Raw genomic sequence first — 19,080 nt, forward strand, 5'->3', positions numbered from 1 at the left:
ATAAAAATAAGCACATGGATAAAATACTGATCATTGATGATAATCCTGCGGTTTTGCAGTCATTGTCACTACTTTTTGAATTACATGACTATCAAGTTGCGCTTGCTTCATCTCCTTTTGAAGCAGAGCAAATTGTGCGTTACCAGCGCATTGATTTAGCTATTCAAGACATGAACTTTTCTGCGGATACGACCTCAGGTGAAGAAGGCAAAGCGCTGTTTTATCAGCTTCGCGCTATCAACCCTAATTTGCCCATTATTCTATTAACTGCGTGGACAGAGCTGGAGATGGCTATTTCCTTAGTTAAGGCAGGCGCTGCTGACTATCTTGCAAAGCCTTGGAATGACGAAAAGCTGCTGATAAGCGTTGCTAACCTCATCGCACTTGGAAAAGCTAATCAAGATAGTCAACAGCTGCACCGTCAAGAGCAAGAGCGATCAGACTTTAACGCAGATGCGCAACTATGCGGCTTAATTTATAAAAGCGTAGCGATGCAGCGCGCTGTTGAAATGGCACTGCAAGTGGCCAAGTCGGATGTGTCGGTGCTTATTACGGGCGCAAATGGCAGTGGTAAAGAAAAGGTGGCCGAGATCATTCAGGCAAACTCTCGGTTAGTCAATCAGCCTTTTATTCGCGTAAACGCAGGGGCTTTGCCTGATAGCCTGATTGAAGCTGAATTATTTGGCGCAGAAGCGGGCGCTTATACGGGAGCGAATAAGCAGCGCATAGGTCGATTTGAAGCGGCCGATGGCGGTACGTTATTCTTAGATGAGATTGGCAACTTACCGCTCTCAGGCCAAATGAAACTGCTTCGTGTGTTGCAAACCGGCGAGTTTGAGCGACTTGGTTCGGTTGAAACACGCAAAGTAAATGTACGTGTTATATCGGCAACCAATGCGCAATTATTGAATGATATTGCCGCTGGGCGTTTTCGTGAAGATTTATATTATCGCTTAAATGTGATTGAAATTAACTTACCAAATTTAAAGCAAAGAACCGATGACATCCTTCCCTTGGTGCACCATTTTTTACCACAGAGAGTATTGTCATTAAGTGCAGAAAAAGCACTTTGTGCACACAGCTGGCCGGGTAATGTGAGAGAACTTGAAAATGCCTGTAAGCGCGCAGGCGTATTAAAGCCGCAAGGCGAGTTAGATGCCGCAGATTTTGGGCTTACTCAAGTTCAGACACAGACCACGCAGATACATAATCACGAGCCTTCAAAGCAAGAATTGCAGCAGGCAATGCATCAATGCGAAGGGGTGATAGCCAAGGTAGCGAGACAGTTTGGTATGAGTCGCCAAGCTTTATATCGGCGTTTGCAAAAGCACGGAATCGACTATTAATGGAAAATACCCAAAAGGCGTTAACTAAAAAATCCTGTATCGCCATTGCTATAAGCACGCTATTGGCGAGCTTACCCGTGGCATTTTTTGTTTCTTGGCTAATGTGGTTTTTGACTTCTGTGTCTAGCTGGATACTTACCTGTGTATTGTTACGTTTATATTTTAGCTCATTCTTGCAAGCACTCGATGCACTTCAGATTGGCCTTTTGAATTTTAAAGACGGTGACTTTTCAAATCAATTAGCTTACCAGTCAAAAGACAGTTTTGGGGACTTGTGTCACTTATACAATGAAACCGCGAAGCAATTACGAAACGAAAAGCAGTGGCTGTATCAACGAGAGATGATGTTGGACAAAATGCTGCAAAGTGCACCGCAAGCGCTGCTCTTAGTGGATGAAAATGAAACAGTGGTGTTTGCTAACCCAAGCGCTCAAAAGCTCATGGCGAGTTCAACAGCATTAGAGGGGAAGTCGATAAAAAGTCTTTGTCCAGAGACCCCGAGAGAAATCATTCATGCGATAGAGCAGGGGACCGATGGGTTAGTGAGTGTCACCCCTTCATCTGGCGAGGAGCAAATGTGGCACAGCACAGTGGGTAAACTTTTATTAAATAATCAGCCCCATAATTTATTTATTTTTAAGCAGCTAACAAAAGAGTTAAACCGTCAAGAAGTAGCGGTATGGAAAAAGGTCATACGTGTTATCAGTCATGAGTTGAACAACTCTTTGGGGCCAATTTCATCCATGCTGCACAGTGGTAAAATTATTGCCAATAAGCTTGATGAAGCGCGACTCAATCGCGTGTTCAGCACGATTGATGAACGCATTGAGCACTTATGTGAGTTTATCCAAGGCTATGGCACATTTGCAAAGTTGCCTGCGCCACAGATAAAGCCTGTTGTACTCGCCCCTTTATTGGACGCACTGAAAATGCAGTGGTCCTTTACTGTGTCGTGTGATGTTGAGGTGATTTCAGCAGATAAAGGGCAGCTAGAACAATTACTAATTAACTTATTAAAAAATGCCCATGAGTCTGGGACTGATATTGACGCGATAGCACTGAGTGTCAATCCAACCAACGAAGGCATTAAAATTACGATATCAGATAGAGGCCCAGGCATGAGTGAAGCTGTGTTGACCAATGCACTGCTGCCGTTTTATTCAACCAAGTCCAGTGGAACGGGGCTGGGATTGGCGTTATGCAGAGAAATTACCGATGCGCATAACGGCCAGATCTTTATCCGCAATAGATCAAAAGGCGGACTCAAAGTTGAGGTTGTTTTTCCTTACTAAGATTGTGTACTTTTCTCAAGATTAGTTGCATCTAATGTTTCACATCCTCTACTTTGCTCAAGCCAAGAGAGTGTGTTTTGAGTCATAACAACGGTACCAGAAACCACAAGACTCGCAGCGGAGACGATGCCAGCACCGGCCATCACCATGGCACACGCTCTGCCTGAGCAATTTCCAAGCGAAGCCATTTGCTCTGTGCTTAAAACATGTTTGCGTTTAGTAATATGGCATTGCTCGTCATAATATTGCACCTCCTTTGATACGAATATACAGCCTGACAATAAACTCAACATCAGAATGGGTAGTAGCAATTTATACATGGTGTTTTCCTTAAATTTTTTGCCAAGATATCTGTATTAGCTGCCATTTAAAAGTTAAATATTGTAATGAAACGTAGAGGCATGGAATATGGCTAGATATCGTACACATATAGTGTACAGAGATAGTGGTTACTATCTTTGCACACGATAAGAGGGTAGTTTTTTTACTTATAACAAATTAACGTGGCGGGTCGATATGCGCAGCGGTACTGGCATTAACTCTAAACCACCCCGCAATTGAATATCTGGATTTATTGGCCGCTAACACTTCATGAGGGAATTCGTCACTTAAAAAAGTCACCAATGTACCTTGCTTTGGCAAAACGCGGCACAGTTCTTTGTCATGATCTTCAGCCTGATAAATGACCAGTTCGCCACCGTCTTCAGTACACCAGTCTTCATTAAGATAAAAGACCGTTGTGAGAACTCGGTTAGCTTTGCCTTTAAATGCATCGAGATGCTTCTTGTAAAAGGCACCTTGCTGATAATGTGCAAAATGACTTTCATAGCTGAATAGCCCCATGAATAAACGGCGGTTTAAGTAGCTTTTTAATTCATCCATCGCATCTAGGTAGCCGGCCTCTTGCGCATTGCCTTTTTCAAGCCAACGAATTTTATCTCGTCTGATCTGGGCATTTTTTTCGTGGTCACTTTGACGACCAATCCCTGCAGTTTGAAAAGTATCTTCTTCTAAACTTGCAATGCGTTCGTTGAGCGCTTGGATAATTTTGGGATCAACGGCATTTTCTATAATGCTTAAGCCAGTTGAGCGCAAATCATCGGCTATTTGCGCATATATGTTTTCAATGTCAAAGTCAGACAATTCACACCTCCAGATAATGAGGTGGCTTTTTACCTAATCAAGCTTAAAAAGGCAAGCGTATCTTACCATTAGGCTTATAAACCTTGATTTTGCGCACAGGCATTAACAAATGCAGCAATAAGAGGAGAGCGTTTGTCACTCAATGCAGCGCGCTCAGGCTGGAAAAGTGTGGCAATAAAAAACGGGTGTATTGTCAATTCTACAGCGCGAATTTCAGTTGTATCGTCGTCTGCTGATGCAACTAAAGGGCCTTGAAGTAGGGCTTCACGAAAAGCTGTATTTAAACCGTAGCGACAGCGATATCCTTCATGAATACTTGGTGTGCCATAAATACCTGCCAATTGACTGTGCTCAAATAGATTGATTTGCTCAGTTGTTTCGACTAACGCACAGCTAAGTGGCGAGATGACTTGCCTGCTCGCATCTGGTTCCGACTCACCATGTGCAGCATCCGACCAACCGATGACATTTCTCGCGTATTCGACAACCACGTGTTGAAAGCCACCGCATGTACCAAGGAATGGCAGTAAGTTTTCTCTTGCATAGCGTATAGCCATCAGTGCGCCATCTGGATCGGCGTATGGGGTTTTAGGAACGCACCAAATGCCATCAAATTGCGATAGATCCGTGTCTTTAACTTTATCAGTACCAAGCCAAGTGGCTGTTACTTTGAGCTTGAGGTCCTCAGCTGCGATATCTAAAGAGAGTGGGATCCCTTGATGGGCAGGTACAGAAGGGTCAAAATCTCCAATTAAAACGAGGGATAGTTCTTTCATCTCTTTTCCTTAAGCTTGGGCTTATTTTTGGTATTTTTATTTTTGTGTATAGGCAAAATCATCCAGTTTTGCCTACTGATATTTTGGGTAATACAGTCTATTAGTTGTAAAGTTTGTTATATATGCAGTCAGTATTATGATCTTAATAGACGCTCTACTATGCGCTCGCTGGCATTTTCTATCAAATCGAGTACTAACTCGAATCCATCACCTTGGCCATAGTAAGGGTCGGGCACTTCTTGTTGCTCTGCGCCCGCATACTCTAAAAATAAATGGAGTTTGTTTGCATGCTCAGAGGGGCAAACGGCTTTTAAATCTGATAAGTTTTGCTTGTCGGCGCACAAGATAAGATCGAATGCTGCAAAGTCGTTTTGTGTAACTTGTCTAGAGTGCATGTTAGCAAAACTATAGCCGCGTTTTTTACCTGCTTGCACACTGCGTTTATCTGGCGCATTGCCTTGGTGGTAATTGATGGTTCCAGCAGAGTCAATTTCAATATTGAGATTATGTGTATCCGCTTTGGCTTTTAAGACGGCTTCCATTGTTGGAGAGCGGCAAATATTTCCCATACAAACAACTAGGATATTTTGAATAGTACTATGTGTGGTCATGGTATTTGCCTATCAATATTGAGCTATCACTTTAAACAGACTAATAAACTAACATTCTCAACTGAGCAATAAAAGTAGGTGTGAGATAAATTCATCATAATACTAAATATTTAATATAATTATGGGTTTGTATTAAATTATTGCGAGTTGATGGTTGGTTTTTATGCTTTTACCCTTGCATAAAACTAAATCTAGCACACTTAATTTATTTATCTTAAAGAAGTCATACATAATAATATGTTGTTTATTAATAGAGAAAAGCTTGGATGATTTACTGTGTTATAGATGAAAATGGGTCCGCCTTGGAGCGTGGAGCTGGCATGGTGCCTTGGTGGAGCTTTACTAAAAGTGTCATTGCCACACTAGTAATGCGTTTAACTGCGACTGGGCAAATAAAATTGGATGACTTTTATCCGGGTAAGCCTTTCACATATAAACAATTATTGAACCATAGTTCTGGCTTGGGAGATTACTCTTTTTTGCCTGAGTATCATAATGCAGTTGCTAATAATGACAAGCCTTGGCCGATAGAGCTGCTTTTAGAAAAAGTCGATGTAGATGCACTACGGTATTCGCCTGGAGACGGCTGGTGTTATTCGAATGTTGGATATTTATTCTTACGACAGCAATTAGAGCGACTTTATGATACTGAGTTTGCAATATTAATTAATGATGTTTTAGTTAAAGAGCTGGGTTTAAGTAGTGCGCACTTAGTAACAGATAAGCAGGCTTTTGAGCTGCTAGAAGGCAGTGTTGATGGTTACGAGCCCAGCTGGTGCTATCATGGTTTGATAGCCGGTACTGTGAAAGATGCGGCATTGTTTTTACATTACTTACTCAATGGAGATGTTGTGAGTAATCAAGCGCTTGCGCAAATGCAGTCTATGCTGCCATTGAATGTCGATGTGGGCGAGCGTCCTTGGACTCATCCGGCAATTGGGTTGGGGCTAATGTGCAATGATGATAATAGTCTCCATACTGTAGGGCATACAGGAATGGGACCGGGGAGTGTCATTGCGGTGCATCATTTTAAACAGCAGAGTCCTAAAACCATAGCCGTGTTTATTCAAGGGCAAGACCAAGCAGAGGTTGAAAATAAAGCTGTGCAGCTTGCTATAAATGGGTTCTAAGTGAGTCACTCAAGTAATATGTGCCGCAGTAAATTAGTGCGACACATGGTTTTTATTCTGCATATGGGTTTTGCTTTTGTGACTCGGTATGTTGTTTAATCGCAAGAGCAAGATTGTAAGCACTTGGCATGCCAGAGTAATATTGGCTGATAGTCGCGATATCATAGAGCGTATTCACGGTTAAACCAACGTGCAACGATGTACCAACATGAAAACCCAATTGTGGCTGGGCATTGCCAAGTGCAGTGAGGCAGCTGACAGTCACTAACTGCTTTTCTCTAATTGTAAGTGCTTGGTGGGAAAAAGCATCACCAAATAAAGGGTATGTTGTGGCGATTAGCTGAGGTGCAGTATCTCCAAACGCCGCGTTTATGACTTGATATCCTTTTGGATCAAGCTTTTCATAATATTTTTTACCCACCGCATGGCGTATGTTCAATGTATCTTTTGGCAACTTTATCTGCGCTTTTTGTATTTTCTTCGGTAAATCTTCTGTGATCGCCGCTATTTTTGGAAACCCCACATAACTGGTTAGCTGGGCAAGCAATGAAATTATTTGTTGAGGGGTCAATGTTTTGGCATTTAGTGCCTCTTGAATTGTTGTCACAGCGAGTTGCTCTTGATTAGCGCCGATTAATAGTGCGATAGAAGCAAGAGACTGCTCTTTTTTTGACAATTGCGTATGTTCAAAGACATCTCGATACGCGCGTTGGCTGAGATTATTAATGTTTTGTGCTTGTGCACTGGTTGTCATGAATAGGAAAAAAAGCGTCATTAACAGTGGTTTTGTCATTAAAATATTCCTTTAACGTTGACCTGCAATGGCATAACCGCCATCGACAGTAATGGATTGACCCGTGATGTTCACAGCCGCATCACTCAGTAAAAATGCGACAGTATTAGCAACGTCCAGACAGGAGCCTAAGCAACCTCTGGGGTGCTGATTTGCAAACTGCTGAAGTACTGTCTCGTCATGATTAAATGCTTTTCGTGTCATTTGAGTATCAATACCTCCAGGGTTGATATTATTGATCCGTATTCCGTATTGACTTAACTCAAGAGCCGCTGGGCGAATAAAAGCATCTAGCGCGCCTTTACTTGCTGAGTAGCTGGTTGACCCGATCAGCCCACCATTTGCAAGCCAAGAAGAGGTATTGACGATAACGCCACCACTTTGCTGCTCTTTAAAGTAGCGAGCTTGAGCTTGTACAGCGAGCCATATAGATTTGGTATTTGTGGTTAAAGTGCGCTCAAAGTCGGCTTCTGATTGTTCTAGTAACGGAGCGAAATTTCCGATAGTGCCTACATTATTAAAAGCACCGTCAAACCGGCCATAATTTGCAACCGTTTGCTCGATTGCTTGGTGGTGTACGTTGTGCTGATTAATATCGGCGACGAGATAACTTGCGTTATTCGTATAGGGTTTGAGCATCTCTAACGTTTGCAATAGCTCATTTTCACGTCTTGCCAAAATAGTCACTTTGGCGCCCAGCTTGGCAAGCAAAACCGCCGTTGCTTGTCCAATACCTGCGCTTGCGCCAGTAACTAAAAATGCATGTTCTTTAATTCCTTCTAGCATGTTTTTACCTGTTTGTTTGAAGTTGTATGCACTTTACAATAGATTGGTGTGAGGATAATCATCGTGTTATAAGGAACTGAATTGCATGACACGCTATAATAAAGATGAAGGTTTACTGGGCCTTTACAGTACATTTGTGACCACAGCGCAAGCTGATAGCTTTGTTGCTGCTGCTCAGGTTTTAGAGTTATCGCCATCGACTCTTGGACGCAGGATAAAAAAGCTCGAATCAGTATTAAAAACGCAACTATTCACGCGTACAACAAGACAAGTCAATATCACAGAAGCTGGACAGCGATATTTAGAGGCTTACTCTGGCGTGCTGTCTCAATTGGACTCTATCGAGCAAGATATGGCGAGCGAAAATAGTGAGCCAAGAGGCACTTTACGAGTCAGTATTCCCAATACATTTGGGCGTTTGCATATCAGTCCATATTTGGGAGAATTTTTACGTTGTTATCCCAAACTTAAATTAGAGCTTATTCAAAAGGATAACTTTGAGGACTTAATGCAGCAGAATATTGATGTTGCAATAAGGATTGGAACCTTAAGTAACTCAAGCTTACGCGCTAAACGGATCGCCCCCAATATACGACGCTTGGTAGCCTCGCCTGATTATTTAGCACAGGCAGGTGTTCCTCAGTGGCCTGCCGATATACAAAACCATCAATGTTTACATTTCTCGCATTTATCTCAAGGCAAAAAGTGGCAATTAACGAAGGACAAGGTCACGAGAAAAGTCGAGATTACACCCACACTCATGTGTGATGATGCGTCAGCATTATTGGCTGCGGCGTTAGATGGTTCTGGTATCGCGCTGCTGGCAGATTTTATTACCTATTCCCATTTACAAAAAGGGACGCTCGTTGAAGTGTTACCGCAGTGGAAATTAAATCAATCTGATATTTATGCCGTTTACCCAAACACAGGGTTTCTCGCACAAAAATCACGCGTATTTATAGATTTCTTTGCGCAAAAAATTTCAGCAGCACTGATGCTTTGAGTGAAGTCTCTTTCAAATTTAGAGGAGTAGAGAACAAGCCATTAATAGCTTGTATGAATGGCTGGTGCGTTTTTTATTTATAATAAATATAAATTAACTGTAATTTTTATGTAATCATTGTGTTTTCTTGTGAAGGTTGAAATGAAGGAAACATGATGAAGCATATATTATTAGTATCAGGATTATTACTGTCTTTTGCAGCAAGTGCGCAAGTAAGAGTGTCTGTTGATCCAACAGAGTGTCAGCAGGTTGGGGGGTATGGAGAGATTGCTTTTGAAGAGGCGGGTGTGACAAACGCCTCCTTGACTCATGATTTAATGATCCGATGTCCTATTCGCAACCAAGTCGGTTTAAAATTTCAGGGGTTAGATATTTGGCACCAACCTCACCGTACTGTGTATTGTAGTTTAGTTCGTAGACATTGGTCACATTATGCAATTAAGCCCACTTTATTAAAGAAAGATTTTACCCTATCTAGCTATCCAGGGTTTTTATATCAGTCTGTCTCTGCAAGTACGATTGGTGACAGTAGTAGAGATGTGGGCACAGCTTACAGTTTAGAATGTCGTTTAAGTAAAAAAGTGGGTAATCAACAAACTTATATAGGTGCGTATACGGTTAATTTTAGTTAATTATATAGGCTGTGCTCGATTCTGGCACAGCCATTTTAATGTTTTACTCAATGAGATAAATATCTAGCATGTGTTGATTCTAATTTCACATATTGATCGATAATAACCTGACAGCGAATACTTTGGTTAAAGCGGACAAGCTCACATGCCAAGCAAGCAATACTCTTCAACCCATCTAAGGCTTTTTTTCTTATTTTTAATTCCCTTTGGCTTCGCACCAATTTGCTTAGCGTATCTGCAGCGGCTTCTAAGAAGCAAAAATTATCTGATTCATTAAAAATTGGACAATAATCAAAGCAGTAATTGCACACCTCAACTATTCGGTTAATCGACACTCTATTTGCACTTGGTTGCTGTAAAATTTTGAGACTAATTTTAAATGCCTCTTGATAGCAGTTAGCTGCTTTTTCTTGATGACCAAACAGGTATGCAGTTTGTGCACTGTCTATCAATCGATTGTATTTTATCGTCAAAGAATCTGAGTTAGTGGACGACACCAATGTAAGTAGTTGGGCTGACATGTTTATCCTTTTTCTAATAATACATCAAAGCATTTAAATCACTGCTGTATCGCTGTTTGCAAATGATAATGAAAATAAATATCATTTGCAAAGGTTGTGGTGCATATCCTTACACTAACTAAAAGTATACCTCAGCCTTTCGTTTTGCGATTGAGTTATGCAATGCATTACTTTTTGGCATGAAAATCATCTAACAGCGAACCACAGGAGTGGCACTATGAGTGCAAATGTCGATTTGGCAAACCGCCCAAGTTACGATCAGGAAATTCAGGACATAGCCGATTACGTTATAAATTATAAAGTTGAGTCTCAAGAAGCGGTTGATACGGCTATCTACTGTTTAATGGATACATTAGGTTGTGGAATACTAGCCTTGAGTTTTCCAGAGTGTACAAAGCATCTGGGGCCATTGGTAAAAGGGACTTTGGTACCAAACGGTGCAAGAGTTCCGGGCACCCAGTTTACTTTAGACCCTGTAAAAGCGGCTTGGGATATCGGGTGTATTATCCGTTGGCTGGATTTCAATGATACATGGTTAGCGGCTGAGTGGGGGCATCCTTCGGATAACATAGGGGGGGTCTTGGCAGTTGCAGATTTCTTATCTCAGCAAAAGATGAGTATTGGGCTTACTCCGTTGACTATCAAAGATGTTGTTGTTGCCATGATTAAAGCACATGAAGTGCAAGGTGTACTGGCGTTAGAGAATAGTTTTAATCGCGTTGGTTTGTGTCATGTATTACTTGTGCGTGTTGCTACAGCTGCGGTTGTAACTGATCTTATGGGTGGCGATAGAGAGCAAGTCATGGCTGCTATCTCTCAAGCGTGGGTAGATGGATCATCACTTCGAACGTATCGACACGCGCCTAATGCTGGCTCACGGAAATCTTGGGCGGCAGGGGATGCGACCTCTCGAGGGGTAAGGTTAGCTGATATGTCGATTAAGGGAGAAATGGGCATCCCGGGGGTTTTGAGTGCGCCGCAGTGGGGGTTTTATGATGTATCTTTTAGTCAAACGAATAAAGATCTCGCTTTGAAGCCCCAAGCACAGCGAAAGTTTAGCTTCCAAAGGGACTATGGTGCTTATGTGATGGAAAACATTCTTTTTAAACTGAGTTTCCCCGCAGAGTTTCACTCGCAAACTGCTTGTGAAGCAGCTGTCATACTTCATAAGCAAGTCTTAAACCGAGTTGATGAAATAAAACGTATAGAAATAACAACTCATGAATCTGCGATTCGAATTATTTCTAAAGTAGGTGAGTTGGCAAACCCAGCTGACAGAGATCACTGCTTGCAATATATGGTCGCAGTCCCTTTATTGTTTGGCACATTGAGTGCTGAAAATTATGAAGACGAGTTTCATTTGCAGCACCCTAAAATCGATATACTTAGAAGTAAAATGGTGATTAACGAAGATAAGCGTTACAGTGAGGAGTATCATGATCCTGACAAGCGCTCAATTGCCAATGCGATTCAAATCTATTTTCATGATGGAAGTTGCACTGACAAAATTGAGGTGGAGTACCCAATTGGCCACCGCTGCCGCCGCGAAGAAGGCATTCCGGTATTAAAAGCTAAATTCAAACGAAACTTGGAAACTCGTTTTCCGAAACGCCAGTGCAATCAAATTATTGATTTGTTTGCTGATAAACATCGACTGTTAAAAACACCGGTAAACCGATTCATGGATTTGTGGGTGATCTAAGCGGCGGTTTGCTCAATTGAACCATAACTCAGTTGGAATTGATTTTAACTGAGTTACAACGCAATATTTGCTTGCCTATGTCTTTTAGAGAGTTAAAATCCAGCTCCACTCATTTATAAAAGGAAATCCCATGAGTAAAGTAGTTCGAGTCGGGGTTGGAGTTATTATCAAGCGAGGCAATCAAGTTTTATTGGGTGAACGCATTGGGGCCCATGGCGCAAACACTTGGGCAACACCAGGTGGTCATTTGGAATTTGGCGAAAGTATTGAGTCTTGTGCAGTCCGTGAGGTACTTGAGGAGACCGGATTAACGGTTGTGGATGTCAAACAAGTTGGTTTCACTAATGATATTTTTGAGCGTGAAGATAAGCATTACATCACTATATTTGTTGAGGCGCGATGTGATGAAGGAGAGGCACAAATTTTAGAACCGCATAAATGCAAGCAATGGCAGTGGTTTACTTGGGATAACTTACCAAAACCGTTATTTATTCCTATGGTGAATTTAATCAAAGAAAACACTGAACTTTCGACATCAAAAAGTGAGTATATTTCCCTTAAATAAAGAAGTTTAGATTATTTATTTTATTGCACACTGTTTGCACAATCAGCTCTTATAGTCAAAAAAACAGCAATAGTTAACCATATTTGGTGACGACAGTTTCTTTTTCTATGGGAGTGTTTGATATGAAGCAATGTTCAATTGTTCATAATATATCTGTACTTACAGCAAGTGCGACTATGTTGATGTTGGCAGGGTGTGGCTCCAGTAGTAGTGATAACACACAAACTGAGTCAACTACACAGCAAAGTGTAGATAACACAGCAGATACCAGTACATCTAGTAGCTCGAATAGCACTTCAGATACCAGCAGCAACACTTCAACATCAGACACGACGAGTGGTACCAGCACTGACAATTCAGGCGATACGAGTGACAGCACGGATAGCTCAGATGGTGTTGATAATGGAACTGCTGCGACATCAGGTTCAACTGACGGTGTGTTATGTGATTATTTCTATAATGAGTTTAATGACTCTGCATCGGTCCAAGCGACAAGTAATGCAGATTGGAATTGCACAGGCAGTGCGAGAACATTAACAGCAAATGGTATTCCTGACCACCAAACAGGTACTTTCCCAAATCCAGGCAATCCAAATACGATCAGTGAAACGTCAGTGTCAATCAGCTACTCGCTAACACCAACAAAAACTGAGACCACTTCAACGCTCGGTGGCCCAAGAGGTGCAACGGGTTATGTTTTGAATGGTGTAAAAATTGATGCCAATACAGCTGGCTCCTGTGATGACTCTGGCAATGATTGTTCGCTTGTGGGGAATACAGGAAACTGGAGCATTGAAGCGTTGGGTCAAACGAGCTTTGATTTTGGTACCGATGATAATAACGCTCATGTGCAACCGGATGGATCATATCATTACCATGGCATGCCAGAAGGGTTTATAGCGCTTCGCGGTGGCTCAGACACAACCATGACATTAATTGGTTGGGCGGCAGATGGCTTTCCAATTTATGCGCGATATGGTTATAGCGATTCTGATGATGCACAGTCCGCGCTCAAAGTGATCACAGGTAGCTATCAACTGGTTGAAAATGTCAGCAGCAATCGACCATCTACCTTAGTCTATGCGTTAGGCACCTTTGCACAGGATTGGGAATACGTAGCGGGTAGTGGAGATCTAGACGAGTGTAATGGGCGTTTTGGGGTAACACCTGAATTTCCTGAAGGCATTTATCATTACTATGCAACGGACAGTTATCCATATTTTCAGCGTTGTGTGAAAGGTGAAATATAAAAAGAGGTAGATGTAATGACTTACTTTAAAAATCACTTTTGGTGTATTTGTTTTTTGGTGTTCAGCGTGTCTGCTAATGCACACCTTATGGTCGCTGAGCGTGGTACGCTTAACTTCGATGAAACAGGTGTTTATACCGTGATATCGCTATCGGCATCTAACTTTTTAGCGGCGGATACAGATAAAGATAGACACCTGTCTTTCACTGAGTTTAAGCAGGGAAAAGAGGCTATTTTCAAGCAAGTATTGGCTGGCATCTATATGCAACAGGGTGAACAAATCCAGTATTTGGAGGGATTGATGTTGTCTCCTCAAGCGTCTCACCATGGCAATGGCCGTGAGATAGACCAAATTATTGTTATGGGTAAGTTCATGAATGTGGATCACACGAAGAACCTGTCATTCCATAATGTTTTTTACGGTGATAAGGCGCATAGCTCTGTAGAAATAACCGCGAAATATAAACGGTTAGGACTGAAAAAAGCATTTGTTCTGACCTCGAAAAAACAAGGTGAGAGAGTATTTTAGCCTAACTTAATGGTGAGCAGCTGCAATTAGGGTGATTGAGCTTGCTCACGAGCCAAAATAACATCTAGACGCTTTAACTCATTGCTGTCGAACAAGTTATGTTTGAGCGCACTTATTCTTGCGTCTTGCTGTTCGAGAGCACCTTGCGCCACAATCGCTTGATACGCTTGCTTGTAGTGTCTAATTCTGTGTTGCCATTGCTTTTGCTTCAATTGCAGTGCAATAAGTCGCTCGGCAGCTTCACCGCCAAAGTTTGTACTAAGTTGGTTATAGTCCATAGAATGCCAGTTGTTTTTTAGTGTTAAAAAGCGCTGCGATGATTCAATAACCTGTCGCTGCGCGTCTGGCAGTTGAGAGATATGTGCATCGAGTAGTGATTTGCGCATGTCTTCACTGAGTGTTTTGTCAGAGAGAATTTGCCAACGTGTCAGGGTGTGCGTGTGCCAGCTGTTTTCATCTTCAAACCATGCATTGATAACCTGCTGGGAAAAGTATTGTCGTTGCAAGGCCGTTAAAGCTTCAAAGCGTTCATGTATGTTTAAAAAAGGGTCCACTTTAGTGAGTGCCATTTTATAACTCATGTAATCATGGGCGAGTGACCGTAAGCAAATTGGCAGCTGTTCAATACACTGAGGCCAGCTTTCAACTTGCTGTTTATGCTGAAGTTTAACTAACCAATCGTCGATGTATGTTTTGTGTGACTTTGTCACAGTGCTGCATATTGGTGTGGGGTTGGAGCTAATAGGAACCTTGGTTGTTGCACGTGTTTTAGGTTTTTGAACATTAAGCTTTTGAACAGTAGGATAGTGCAGTACGATTTGCTCAGCGCTTTGTGTGTTGGTATTGAAATGCCACATAACTAAGGCGCATAGCGCCCCAGCAATCGTCAACGTTAACAGATGTTTTCCTTTCACAGGTTGAGCCCTTTTAAGCGAATGATATGTTGTCTGTATAAAGTTAACGGATCAGTTTCAAATAGATGGTGGATCCCTATGGTTTGATTGACTTGATCTAAATGGTTCATCTTAAAATCATTGCCTATGACTTGCCCTAAATTGCTCGAGCAGGCTGACACCAGTCCATCATTAGGCTCGTCAAAAACCTGTGAGATAAATGCCAAAGGTGTATCGGCGGGGTCAAACACATTGGTCCATGCTTTAGCGCCACTCCAAGAAAAATAATAAACACCATTTTGCTCAAGCATGTTGCCTTGACCACAATATTGGTCTGGTACGCCTTCAGGGTATTTTTGGTTAAATGCAAGGGTGCCTTCTGTGGTTAATGCTTCAAGTGCTTGTAAAGCATCTTTAGGTGCAGTGGCCTTTCCCGAAAGTAAATCAATTAACCCTGCCAATGCATTTGCCAGCGATGCCAAAAACTGCTCAGAAAAAGAACCTCGGTCAACACCGCCTCTAACGACATCGGCAAATCGACTCCCCCAGTTTACACCGCCAATACTGGTTACCGATGCAACCCACTGTGGTTTTACTGATGCCACATAGCGGATCGTTTGTGCACCTTGGCTATGACCGATTAAATTCACCTTGTCTTTACCCGTTATTGCCCTGATCAAAGCGACTTGCTCAAGCAGTTGCTCACCTCTCAATTCTGAGTTATGTGCAGAGGAGACTTCTGCGACGAAAACATTGCCACCTTCTTGTTGAATGATTGAGGGGACTCGATAAAAGTAATCAACACCGAGCAAGTTATCGAATCCAAATAAGCCATGTACCAGAACCACTGGGTATTCGAGGGTGTCTCGGCTATAAGCTAAGTGTGTAAAGCAAGACGTAAAGCCTAAAATGAGAATCAGAATGAACCTTTTCATGTATATGCTCCAATTGTTACAGTTTAGTAACATTAAAACTAGAGCAAGTACTTCAGATATCAAGTGAAAAGGTTGAAAAATAGACAGAGTGTTGAGTGGATTGATTGCTTATATAAACGAGTTTTTATTTAACTTTTTGATACAAAATCAATTAATAAAATCTTGATTTTCAGTACATGCAATTATAGTTATAGATAGTGATGAGTTTTGAACTGGGGCAAATTGTCTTGATAACAATTTGCCTGTCTGCATGATTAAGTATGTGTATTGATACCATACTGATAGTGTTCAATTTTCTTAAGCAATGCTTCGTGATTGTTTACCACATCAGAATTGGCCGGGTGCTGTGATTTTACATAAGCGAGGTCCTCACGCATTTGCTCTATCACGTTAAATGGTTTGGTGTTAGCGTCATTTAACGTTGTACCGCCCAGTTGACCATCATGTTTAATAAGGCCATAACGACCGGTTAAAAATGCCATTTCACCCATGGTCAAATAACCTGATTCATAAAGTGTAGTTGCCGCCTCACTTTGCTCTTTTAAGGTCATGTTGGTGAAATCAAATGCGCGTTCAGGGCGGTTTGTACGTGTTGATTGCGTTATTTGGTCGGTATTTTGTGCAGGCGTTGTTAACGTACTTTGCCGTGTTGGCGCATATGTGTGCGCTGTATTTTGAATTTGCATATTCTGTCCTTGTATTTGCTTTGCTTTAAATTTAAGCAATCTGCATTCCAACAATATGCGGTGAATAAAAAAGAGCCGATTGGCTCTTTTTTAAAAGGTTATAGAGCTTGGTGAGGGCCAAACACCTCGTAAAGAATACGGCTATCGTCAACACCCAAATCAATTAATTGGGTTTTTATAAACGCCATGAATGCGCTTGGTCCACAAAGGTAAAATTCACCGGTTTCTATTGGTAATTCAGAAGATATTTCAGCTAGGTACATTCTCCCCTCGCGGTGCCCGATGGCATTATTCTCTATCCAATAATGGCTTTGCAAAGAGGAAACTTGTGGTTTGAAAGCTTCTACATTGTCATAAAATGCGTGCTCAGCATGCGTACGTGCCGCATGCAAGAACCAGCATGGTGTGTTTGATGCGTTTGATTTGATTGTTTGCAGCATCGCCATCATTGGTGTGATCCCGACGCCTGCACTGATAAATACCTTAGGTGCATCTGACGCTAACAGTACAAAATCACCAGCAGGTGGGTATGCATCTATTTCGTCGCCTTGCTCAAGTGTGTGCAAATAGTTTGAAACTAACCCCTCTTTTTTAACTGAAATACGATAATGATCACTTTGACTTGATTGCGACAATGAGTACTGTCTGATCTGGCGATTTTCAGACCCTTGAATCTCACAATCTACGGCAAGGTATTGCCCCGCTTGATAGCTAGCCACAGGTCGTTTATCTAGCGGTGTTAGATAAAAACTCTTGATAACTTCTGACTCTTGTACAATCTTGGTAATTTCAAAGCGACGACGGCCGCGCCAGCCTCCAGATTTATGTTCATTATTTTGATAAATTGCTTCTTCTTGAGTGATGAATAAGTCAGCCAAAGCACCATAAGCTTGGGCCCAAGCATCAATGATCTCTGGTGTACATTCATTGGGAAACATTTCCTGTAATGTGGCCAATAGATGGGTACCTACAATGGGATAATGCTCAGGTAAAATGTTTAAACTGGCGTGTTTATGATTGATGCGCTCAATAGCCTGCGCTAATACCGCGGGATTATCTATGTGGGTTGCATAAGCCGCCAGTGCATTAAATAGCGCAAACTGTTGCTTGCCGGTTTTTTGATTACTGATATTAAAAACATCTAATAACTCAGGGTTATGACTAAACATACGTTTGTAAAAGTGATCAGTGACCGCAGGTCCTGCATTAGCGAGCAGAGGAATGGTGTCCTTAACCAGTTTAATTGTTTGAGTTGATAACATAGGTATTCTCCAATTAACCACGACGCCCGTCGAGGCGATGTTTCATTAAAATAGGGGTGTAAATCGCAACGAAAATGGTAAATGCACCAGACCATAAAATAGCGCTGGCAAGCCATGCATCGTGCGGATTGATAAATAAAGGAAATAGACTTCTGATCAGGGCTGATAGAAAACACAGTGCAAATGCCACACTCAGAAGCGGGTGTGCCTTGAGTGGTCTTGCGGTATGTCCTAATGACACTCTCGACATAATTGATAAAATCATCAGACCCATTGCACCTATGGTGATCAAGTGCAAAGCGTCTTTGGCTTGCCATGCAAAGTTCAAATAGGCACCGCCAAATCCGATCAAGCCTATGGCCATCAAGCAATATGCGATATAGAGCGACCAAAGTAAGGGGACTTGCCAGATTGCGAATTTGAACCAGTACACGCTTCGAGCGATATGCAACAGGCCTGTTACTATGAGTAGGTAGCCTGGGTTTATAGGGCTATTAAATACATGGTGAGCAAAGAAACCGATAAGCCCTAATAAAGCACTCCAAAACAATGCTGTGTTGAGCAAAGGCGTTGTCGTTTGCGATTGCAGGTTTAGCCCTCTTGCAATAAAAAACGGTAATACGCGCCCTGCAATGATGCTGATTAAAACAGTAAAACCAAGTACACCAATATGTGACAAAGTAAGTGCAAACAGGTAGTTGTGGGTGGCAACCAACCAGATAAAGGTCAAATTGACACTCGCCATAAGCGATAAAATTACGATAAATTGATAGTTATTTTTGCTCTTAGCTTGCACCAGTGTATTGGTCAGATGTGTGATGCTCAGTAACCAAAATAAGCCTTGGCAGATAGCGAGCCAAATGTAAGGGCTATCGGAGAATACAAAAATTAATCTTGCGGCTAACCACAAGCTGCACAGCAATAGCAGCTGAACGCCATTTATCGTTGGGATCTCCGTCCAGTTTTTTGAAGCGGTGAACAAAAAACCGATAGCGACGGCACTGGCAAAGCCAAATAACATTTCATGGGCGTGCCAAAGTGTCGCGGGTACGGGGCTTTGCCAAGATAAAATGCCAGATAACACACTTCCCCAAATGAGCATACTGACAACAGCCCAAGTCGCTGATAGCCAGAATAAAGGTCTAAATCCCAACATCAAAAAGGGCCAAGTAGATGGCTTTAACAGAATGAGTTTTGGTAGAGGCTCTTCAATTGGCAACATTGTC

Annotated in this window: 21 protein-coding genes; 9 read left to right on the forward strand and 12 right to left on the reverse strand. The window is 42.0% G+C overall.

What is annotated here, in order from left to right; all coding sequences use genetic code 11:
• The first annotated feature begins 14 nt into the window (after positions 1 to 14).
• Both N477_RS16370 and N477_RS16375 read left to right on the forward strand, forming a co-directional pair.
• The gene (locus N477_RS16370) at positions 15 to 1,346 is read left to right on the forward strand and encodes a sigma-54-dependent transcriptional regulator (protein ID WP_063362638.1); all 1,332 of its coding nucleotides are present in this window, start codon (positions 15 to 17) and stop codon (positions 1,344 to 1,346) included.
• Positions 1,346 to 2,638, forward strand: coding sequence for a sensor histidine kinase (locus N477_RS16375; protein ID WP_063362637.1), 1,293 nt, complete (start codon positions 1,346 to 1,348; stop codon positions 2,636 to 2,638). The genes N477_RS16370 and N477_RS16375 overlap by 1 nt, the downstream gene beginning before the upstream one ends.
• Here the strand turns inward: N477_RS16375 and N477_RS16380 are convergent.
• The 4 genes from N477_RS16380 to N477_RS16395 form a co-directional block, all read right to left on the reverse strand.
• Complete coding sequence (locus N477_RS16380) at positions 2,635 to 2,958, reverse strand: hypothetical protein (protein WP_063362636.1); 324 nt, start codon at positions 2,956 to 2,958, stop codon at positions 2,635 to 2,637. The genes N477_RS16375 and N477_RS16380 overlap by 4 nt on opposite strands.
• A 178-nt stretch (positions 2,959 to 3,136) precedes the next feature.
• Positions 3,137 to 3,781 (reverse strand): 2OG-Fe(II) oxygenase, encoded by a 645-nt coding sequence (locus N477_RS16385; RefSeq protein ID WP_063362635.1) that lies wholly within the window; start codon positions 3,779 to 3,781, stop codon positions 3,137 to 3,139.
• Between the two features lie 74 nt (positions 3,782 to 3,855).
• Positions 3,856 to 4,557 (reverse strand): CTP synthase, encoded by a 702-nt coding sequence (locus tag N477_RS16390; protein WP_063362634.1) that lies wholly within the window; start codon positions 4,555 to 4,557, stop codon positions 3,856 to 3,858.
• Between the two features lie 134 nt (positions 4,558 to 4,691).
• Positions 4,692 to 5,168 (reverse strand): low molecular weight protein-tyrosine-phosphatase, encoded by a 477-nt coding sequence (locus N477_RS16395; RefSeq protein ID WP_063362633.1) that lies wholly within the window; start codon positions 5,166 to 5,168, stop codon positions 4,692 to 4,694.
• Positions 5,169 to 5,434: 266 nt separating this feature from the next.
• Between N477_RS16395 and N477_RS16400 the strand changes: the two genes are divergently transcribed.
• Positions 5,435 to 6,298, forward strand: a complete 864-nt coding sequence (locus tag N477_RS16400; RefSeq protein ID WP_063362632.1) for a serine hydrolase domain-containing protein — start codon at positions 5,435 to 5,437, stop codon at positions 6,296 to 6,298.
• A 52-nt stretch (positions 6,299 to 6,350) separates the two neighbouring features.
• Here the strand turns inward: N477_RS16400 and N477_RS16405 are convergent, their stop codons facing one another.
• A complete protein-coding gene (locus N477_RS16405) occupies positions 6,351 to 7,091 on the reverse strand; it encodes a carboxymuconolactone decarboxylase family protein (protein WP_063362631.1) in 741 nt (246 codons plus the stop codon).
• A 12-nt stretch (positions 7,092 to 7,103) separates the two neighbouring features.
• Entirely contained in the window at positions 7,104 to 7,877 is a 774-nt protein-coding gene (locus N477_RS16410) for an SDR family NAD(P)-dependent oxidoreductase (RefSeq protein ID WP_063362630.1), read from the reverse strand.
• Between the two features lie 85 nt (positions 7,878 to 7,962).
• Between N477_RS16410 and N477_RS16415 the strand changes: the two genes are divergently transcribed.
• A complete protein-coding gene (locus tag N477_RS16415; RefSeq protein ID WP_063362629.1) occupies positions 7,963 to 8,880 on the forward strand; it encodes a LysR family transcriptional regulator in 918 nt (305 codons plus the stop codon).
• Between the two features lie 152 nt (positions 8,881 to 9,032).
• The gene (locus N477_RS16420) at positions 9,033 to 9,512 is read left to right on the forward strand and encodes a hypothetical protein (protein ID WP_155731929.1); all 480 of its coding nucleotides are present in this window, start codon (positions 9,033 to 9,035) and stop codon (positions 9,510 to 9,512) included.
• A gap of 47 nt (positions 9,513 to 9,559) precedes the next feature.
• Here N477_RS16420 and N477_RS16425 read toward each other — a convergent pair whose 3' ends face one another.
• A complete protein-coding gene (locus N477_RS16425) occupies positions 9,560 to 10,033 on the reverse strand; it encodes a hypothetical protein (protein WP_063362627.1) in 474 nt (157 codons plus the stop codon).
• Positions 10,034 to 10,250: 217 nt separating this feature from the next.
• Here N477_RS16425 and N477_RS16430 point away from each other — a divergent pair, with 217 nt between their 5' ends.
• The 4 genes from N477_RS16430 (at position 10,251) to N477_RS16445 (ending at position 14,078) form a co-directional block, all read left to right on the forward strand.
• Positions 10,251 to 11,735 (forward strand): bifunctional 2-methylcitrate dehydratase/aconitate hydratase, encoded by a 1,485-nt coding sequence (locus N477_RS16430; protein ID WP_063362626.1) that lies wholly within the window; start codon positions 10,251 to 10,253, stop codon positions 11,733 to 11,735.
• A 130-nt stretch (positions 11,736 to 11,865) separates the two neighbouring features.
• Positions 11,866 to 12,300 carry a nucleotide triphosphate diphosphatase NUDT15 gene (locus N477_RS16435; RefSeq protein ID WP_063362625.1) on the forward strand — a complete coding sequence of 145 codons (435 nt, stop codon included), beginning with the start codon at positions 11,866 to 11,868 and terminating at the stop codon, positions 12,298 to 12,300.
• A 122-nt stretch (positions 12,301 to 12,422) separates the two neighbouring features.
• Positions 12,423 to 13,550 carry a YHYH protein gene (locus N477_RS16440; RefSeq protein ID WP_063362624.1) on the forward strand — a complete coding sequence of 376 codons (1,128 nt, stop codon included), beginning with the start codon at positions 12,423 to 12,425 and terminating at the stop codon, positions 13,548 to 13,550.
• Positions 13,551 to 13,616: 66 nt separating this feature from the next.
• Positions 13,617 to 14,078: a hypothetical protein gene (locus tag N477_RS16445; protein WP_155731930.1), complete on the forward strand. Its 462-nt coding sequence runs from the start codon at positions 13,617 to 13,619 to the stop codon at positions 14,076 to 14,078.
• A gap of 26 nt (positions 14,079 to 14,104) precedes the next feature.
• On the opposite strand, the gene N477_RS16450 is transcribed toward N477_RS16445, so the two are convergent.
• From N477_RS16450 to N477_RS16470, 5 genes are all read right to left on the reverse strand, one after another.
• Positions 14,105 to 14,992, reverse strand: coding sequence for a lipase chaperone family protein (locus N477_RS16450; RefSeq protein WP_063362622.1), 888 nt, complete (start codon positions 14,990 to 14,992; stop codon positions 14,105 to 14,107).
• On the reverse strand, positions 14,989 to 15,906 hold the full coding sequence (locus tag N477_RS16455) for an esterase/lipase family protein (RefSeq protein WP_063362621.1): 918 nt from the start codon (positions 15,904 to 15,906) through the stop codon (positions 14,989 to 14,991). Before N477_RS16455 ends, N477_RS16450 begins: the two co-directional genes overlap by 4 nt.
• A gap of 254 nt (positions 15,907 to 16,160) precedes the next feature.
• On the reverse strand, positions 16,161 to 16,592 hold the full coding sequence (locus N477_RS16460; protein ID WP_155731931.1) for a hypothetical protein: 432 nt from the start codon (positions 16,590 to 16,592) through the stop codon (positions 16,161 to 16,163).
• 98 nt (positions 16,593 to 16,690) lie between these two features.
• Positions 16,691 to 17,854: an NO-inducible flavohemoprotein gene (hmpA, locus tag N477_RS16465; protein ID WP_063362619.1), complete on the reverse strand. Its 1,164-nt coding sequence runs from the start codon at positions 17,852 to 17,854 to the stop codon at positions 16,691 to 16,693.
• 13 nt (positions 17,855 to 17,867) lie between these two features.
• Positions 17,868 to 19,076: an NnrS family protein gene (locus tag N477_RS16470; protein ID WP_063362680.1), complete on the reverse strand. Its 1,209-nt coding sequence runs from the start codon at positions 19,074 to 19,076 to the stop codon at positions 17,868 to 17,870.
• Positions 19,077 to 19,080: the final 4 nt, after the last annotated feature.

The sequence above is a fragment of the Pseudoalteromonas luteoviolacea H33-S genome, from assembly GCF_001625695.1.
Classification (GTDB): Bacteria; Pseudomonadota; Gammaproteobacteria; order Enterobacterales; family Alteromonadaceae; genus Pseudoalteromonas; species Pseudoalteromonas luteoviolacea_B.

What these genes read in the sequence shown, in the direction of transcription:
- N477_RS16370 (WP_063362638.1), top strand. Translation starts at nt 15, where the DNA reads ATGGATAAAATACTGATCATTGATGATAATCCTGCGGTTTTGCAGTCA.
- N477_RS16375 (WP_063362637.1), top strand. Translation starts at nt 1,346, where the DNA reads ATGGAAAATACCCAAAAGGCGTTAACTAAAAAATCCTGTATCGCCATT.
- N477_RS16380 (WP_063362636.1), bottom strand. Translation starts at nt 2,958, where the DNA reads ATGTATAAATTGCTACTACCCATTCTGATGTTGAGTTTATTGTCAGGC.
- N477_RS16390 (WP_063362634.1), bottom strand. Translation starts at nt 4,557, where the DNA reads ATGAAAGAACTATCCCTCGTTTTAATTGGAGATTTTGACCCTTCTGTA.
- N477_RS16395 (WP_063362633.1), bottom strand. Translation starts at nt 5,168, where the DNA reads ATGACCACACATAGTACTATTCAAAATATCCTAGTTGTTTGTATGGGA.
- N477_RS16400 (WP_063362632.1), top strand. Translation starts at nt 5,435, where the DNA reads ATGATTTACTGTGTTATAGATGAAAATGGGTCCGCCTTGGAGCGTGGA.
- N477_RS16405 (WP_063362631.1), bottom strand. Translation starts at nt 7,091, where the DNA reads ATGACAAAACCACTGTTAATGACGCTTTTTTTCCTATTCATGACAACC.
- N477_RS16410 (WP_063362630.1), bottom strand. Translation starts at nt 7,877, where the DNA reads ATGCTAGAAGGAATTAAAGAACATGCATTTTTAGTTACTGGCGCAAGC.
- N477_RS16415 (WP_063362629.1), top strand. Translation starts at nt 7,963, where the DNA reads ATGACACGCTATAATAAAGATGAAGGTTTACTGGGCCTTTACAGTACA.
- N477_RS16420 (WP_155731929.1), top strand. Translation starts at nt 9,033, where the DNA reads ATGATGAAGCATATATTATTAGTATCAGGATTATTACTGTCTTTTGCA.
- N477_RS16425 (WP_063362627.1), bottom strand. Translation starts at nt 10,033, where the DNA reads ATGTCAGCCCAACTACTTACATTGGTGTCGTCCACTAACTCAGATTCT.
- N477_RS16430 (WP_063362626.1), top strand. Translation starts at nt 10,251, where the DNA reads ATGAGTGCAAATGTCGATTTGGCAAACCGCCCAAGTTACGATCAGGAA.
- N477_RS16435 (WP_063362625.1), top strand. Translation starts at nt 11,866, where the DNA reads ATGAGTAAAGTAGTTCGAGTCGGGGTTGGAGTTATTATCAAGCGAGGC.
- N477_RS16440 (WP_063362624.1), top strand. Translation starts at nt 12,423, where the DNA reads ATGAAGCAATGTTCAATTGTTCATAATATATCTGTACTTACAGCAAGT.
- N477_RS16455 (WP_063362621.1), bottom strand. Translation starts at nt 15,906, where the DNA reads ATGAAAAGGTTCATTCTGATTCTCATTTTAGGCTTTACGTCTTGCTTT.
- N477_RS16460 (WP_155731931.1), bottom strand. Translation starts at nt 16,592, where the DNA reads ATGCAAATTCAAAATACAGCGCACACATATGCGCCAACACGGCAAAGT.
- hmpA (WP_063362619.1), bottom strand. Translation starts at nt 17,854, where the DNA reads ATGTTATCAACTCAAACAATTAAACTGGTTAAGGACACCATTCCTCTG.
- N477_RS16470 (WP_063362680.1), bottom strand. Translation starts at nt 19,076, where the DNA reads ATGTTGCCAATTGAAGAGCCTCTACCAAAACTCATTCTGTTAAAGCCA.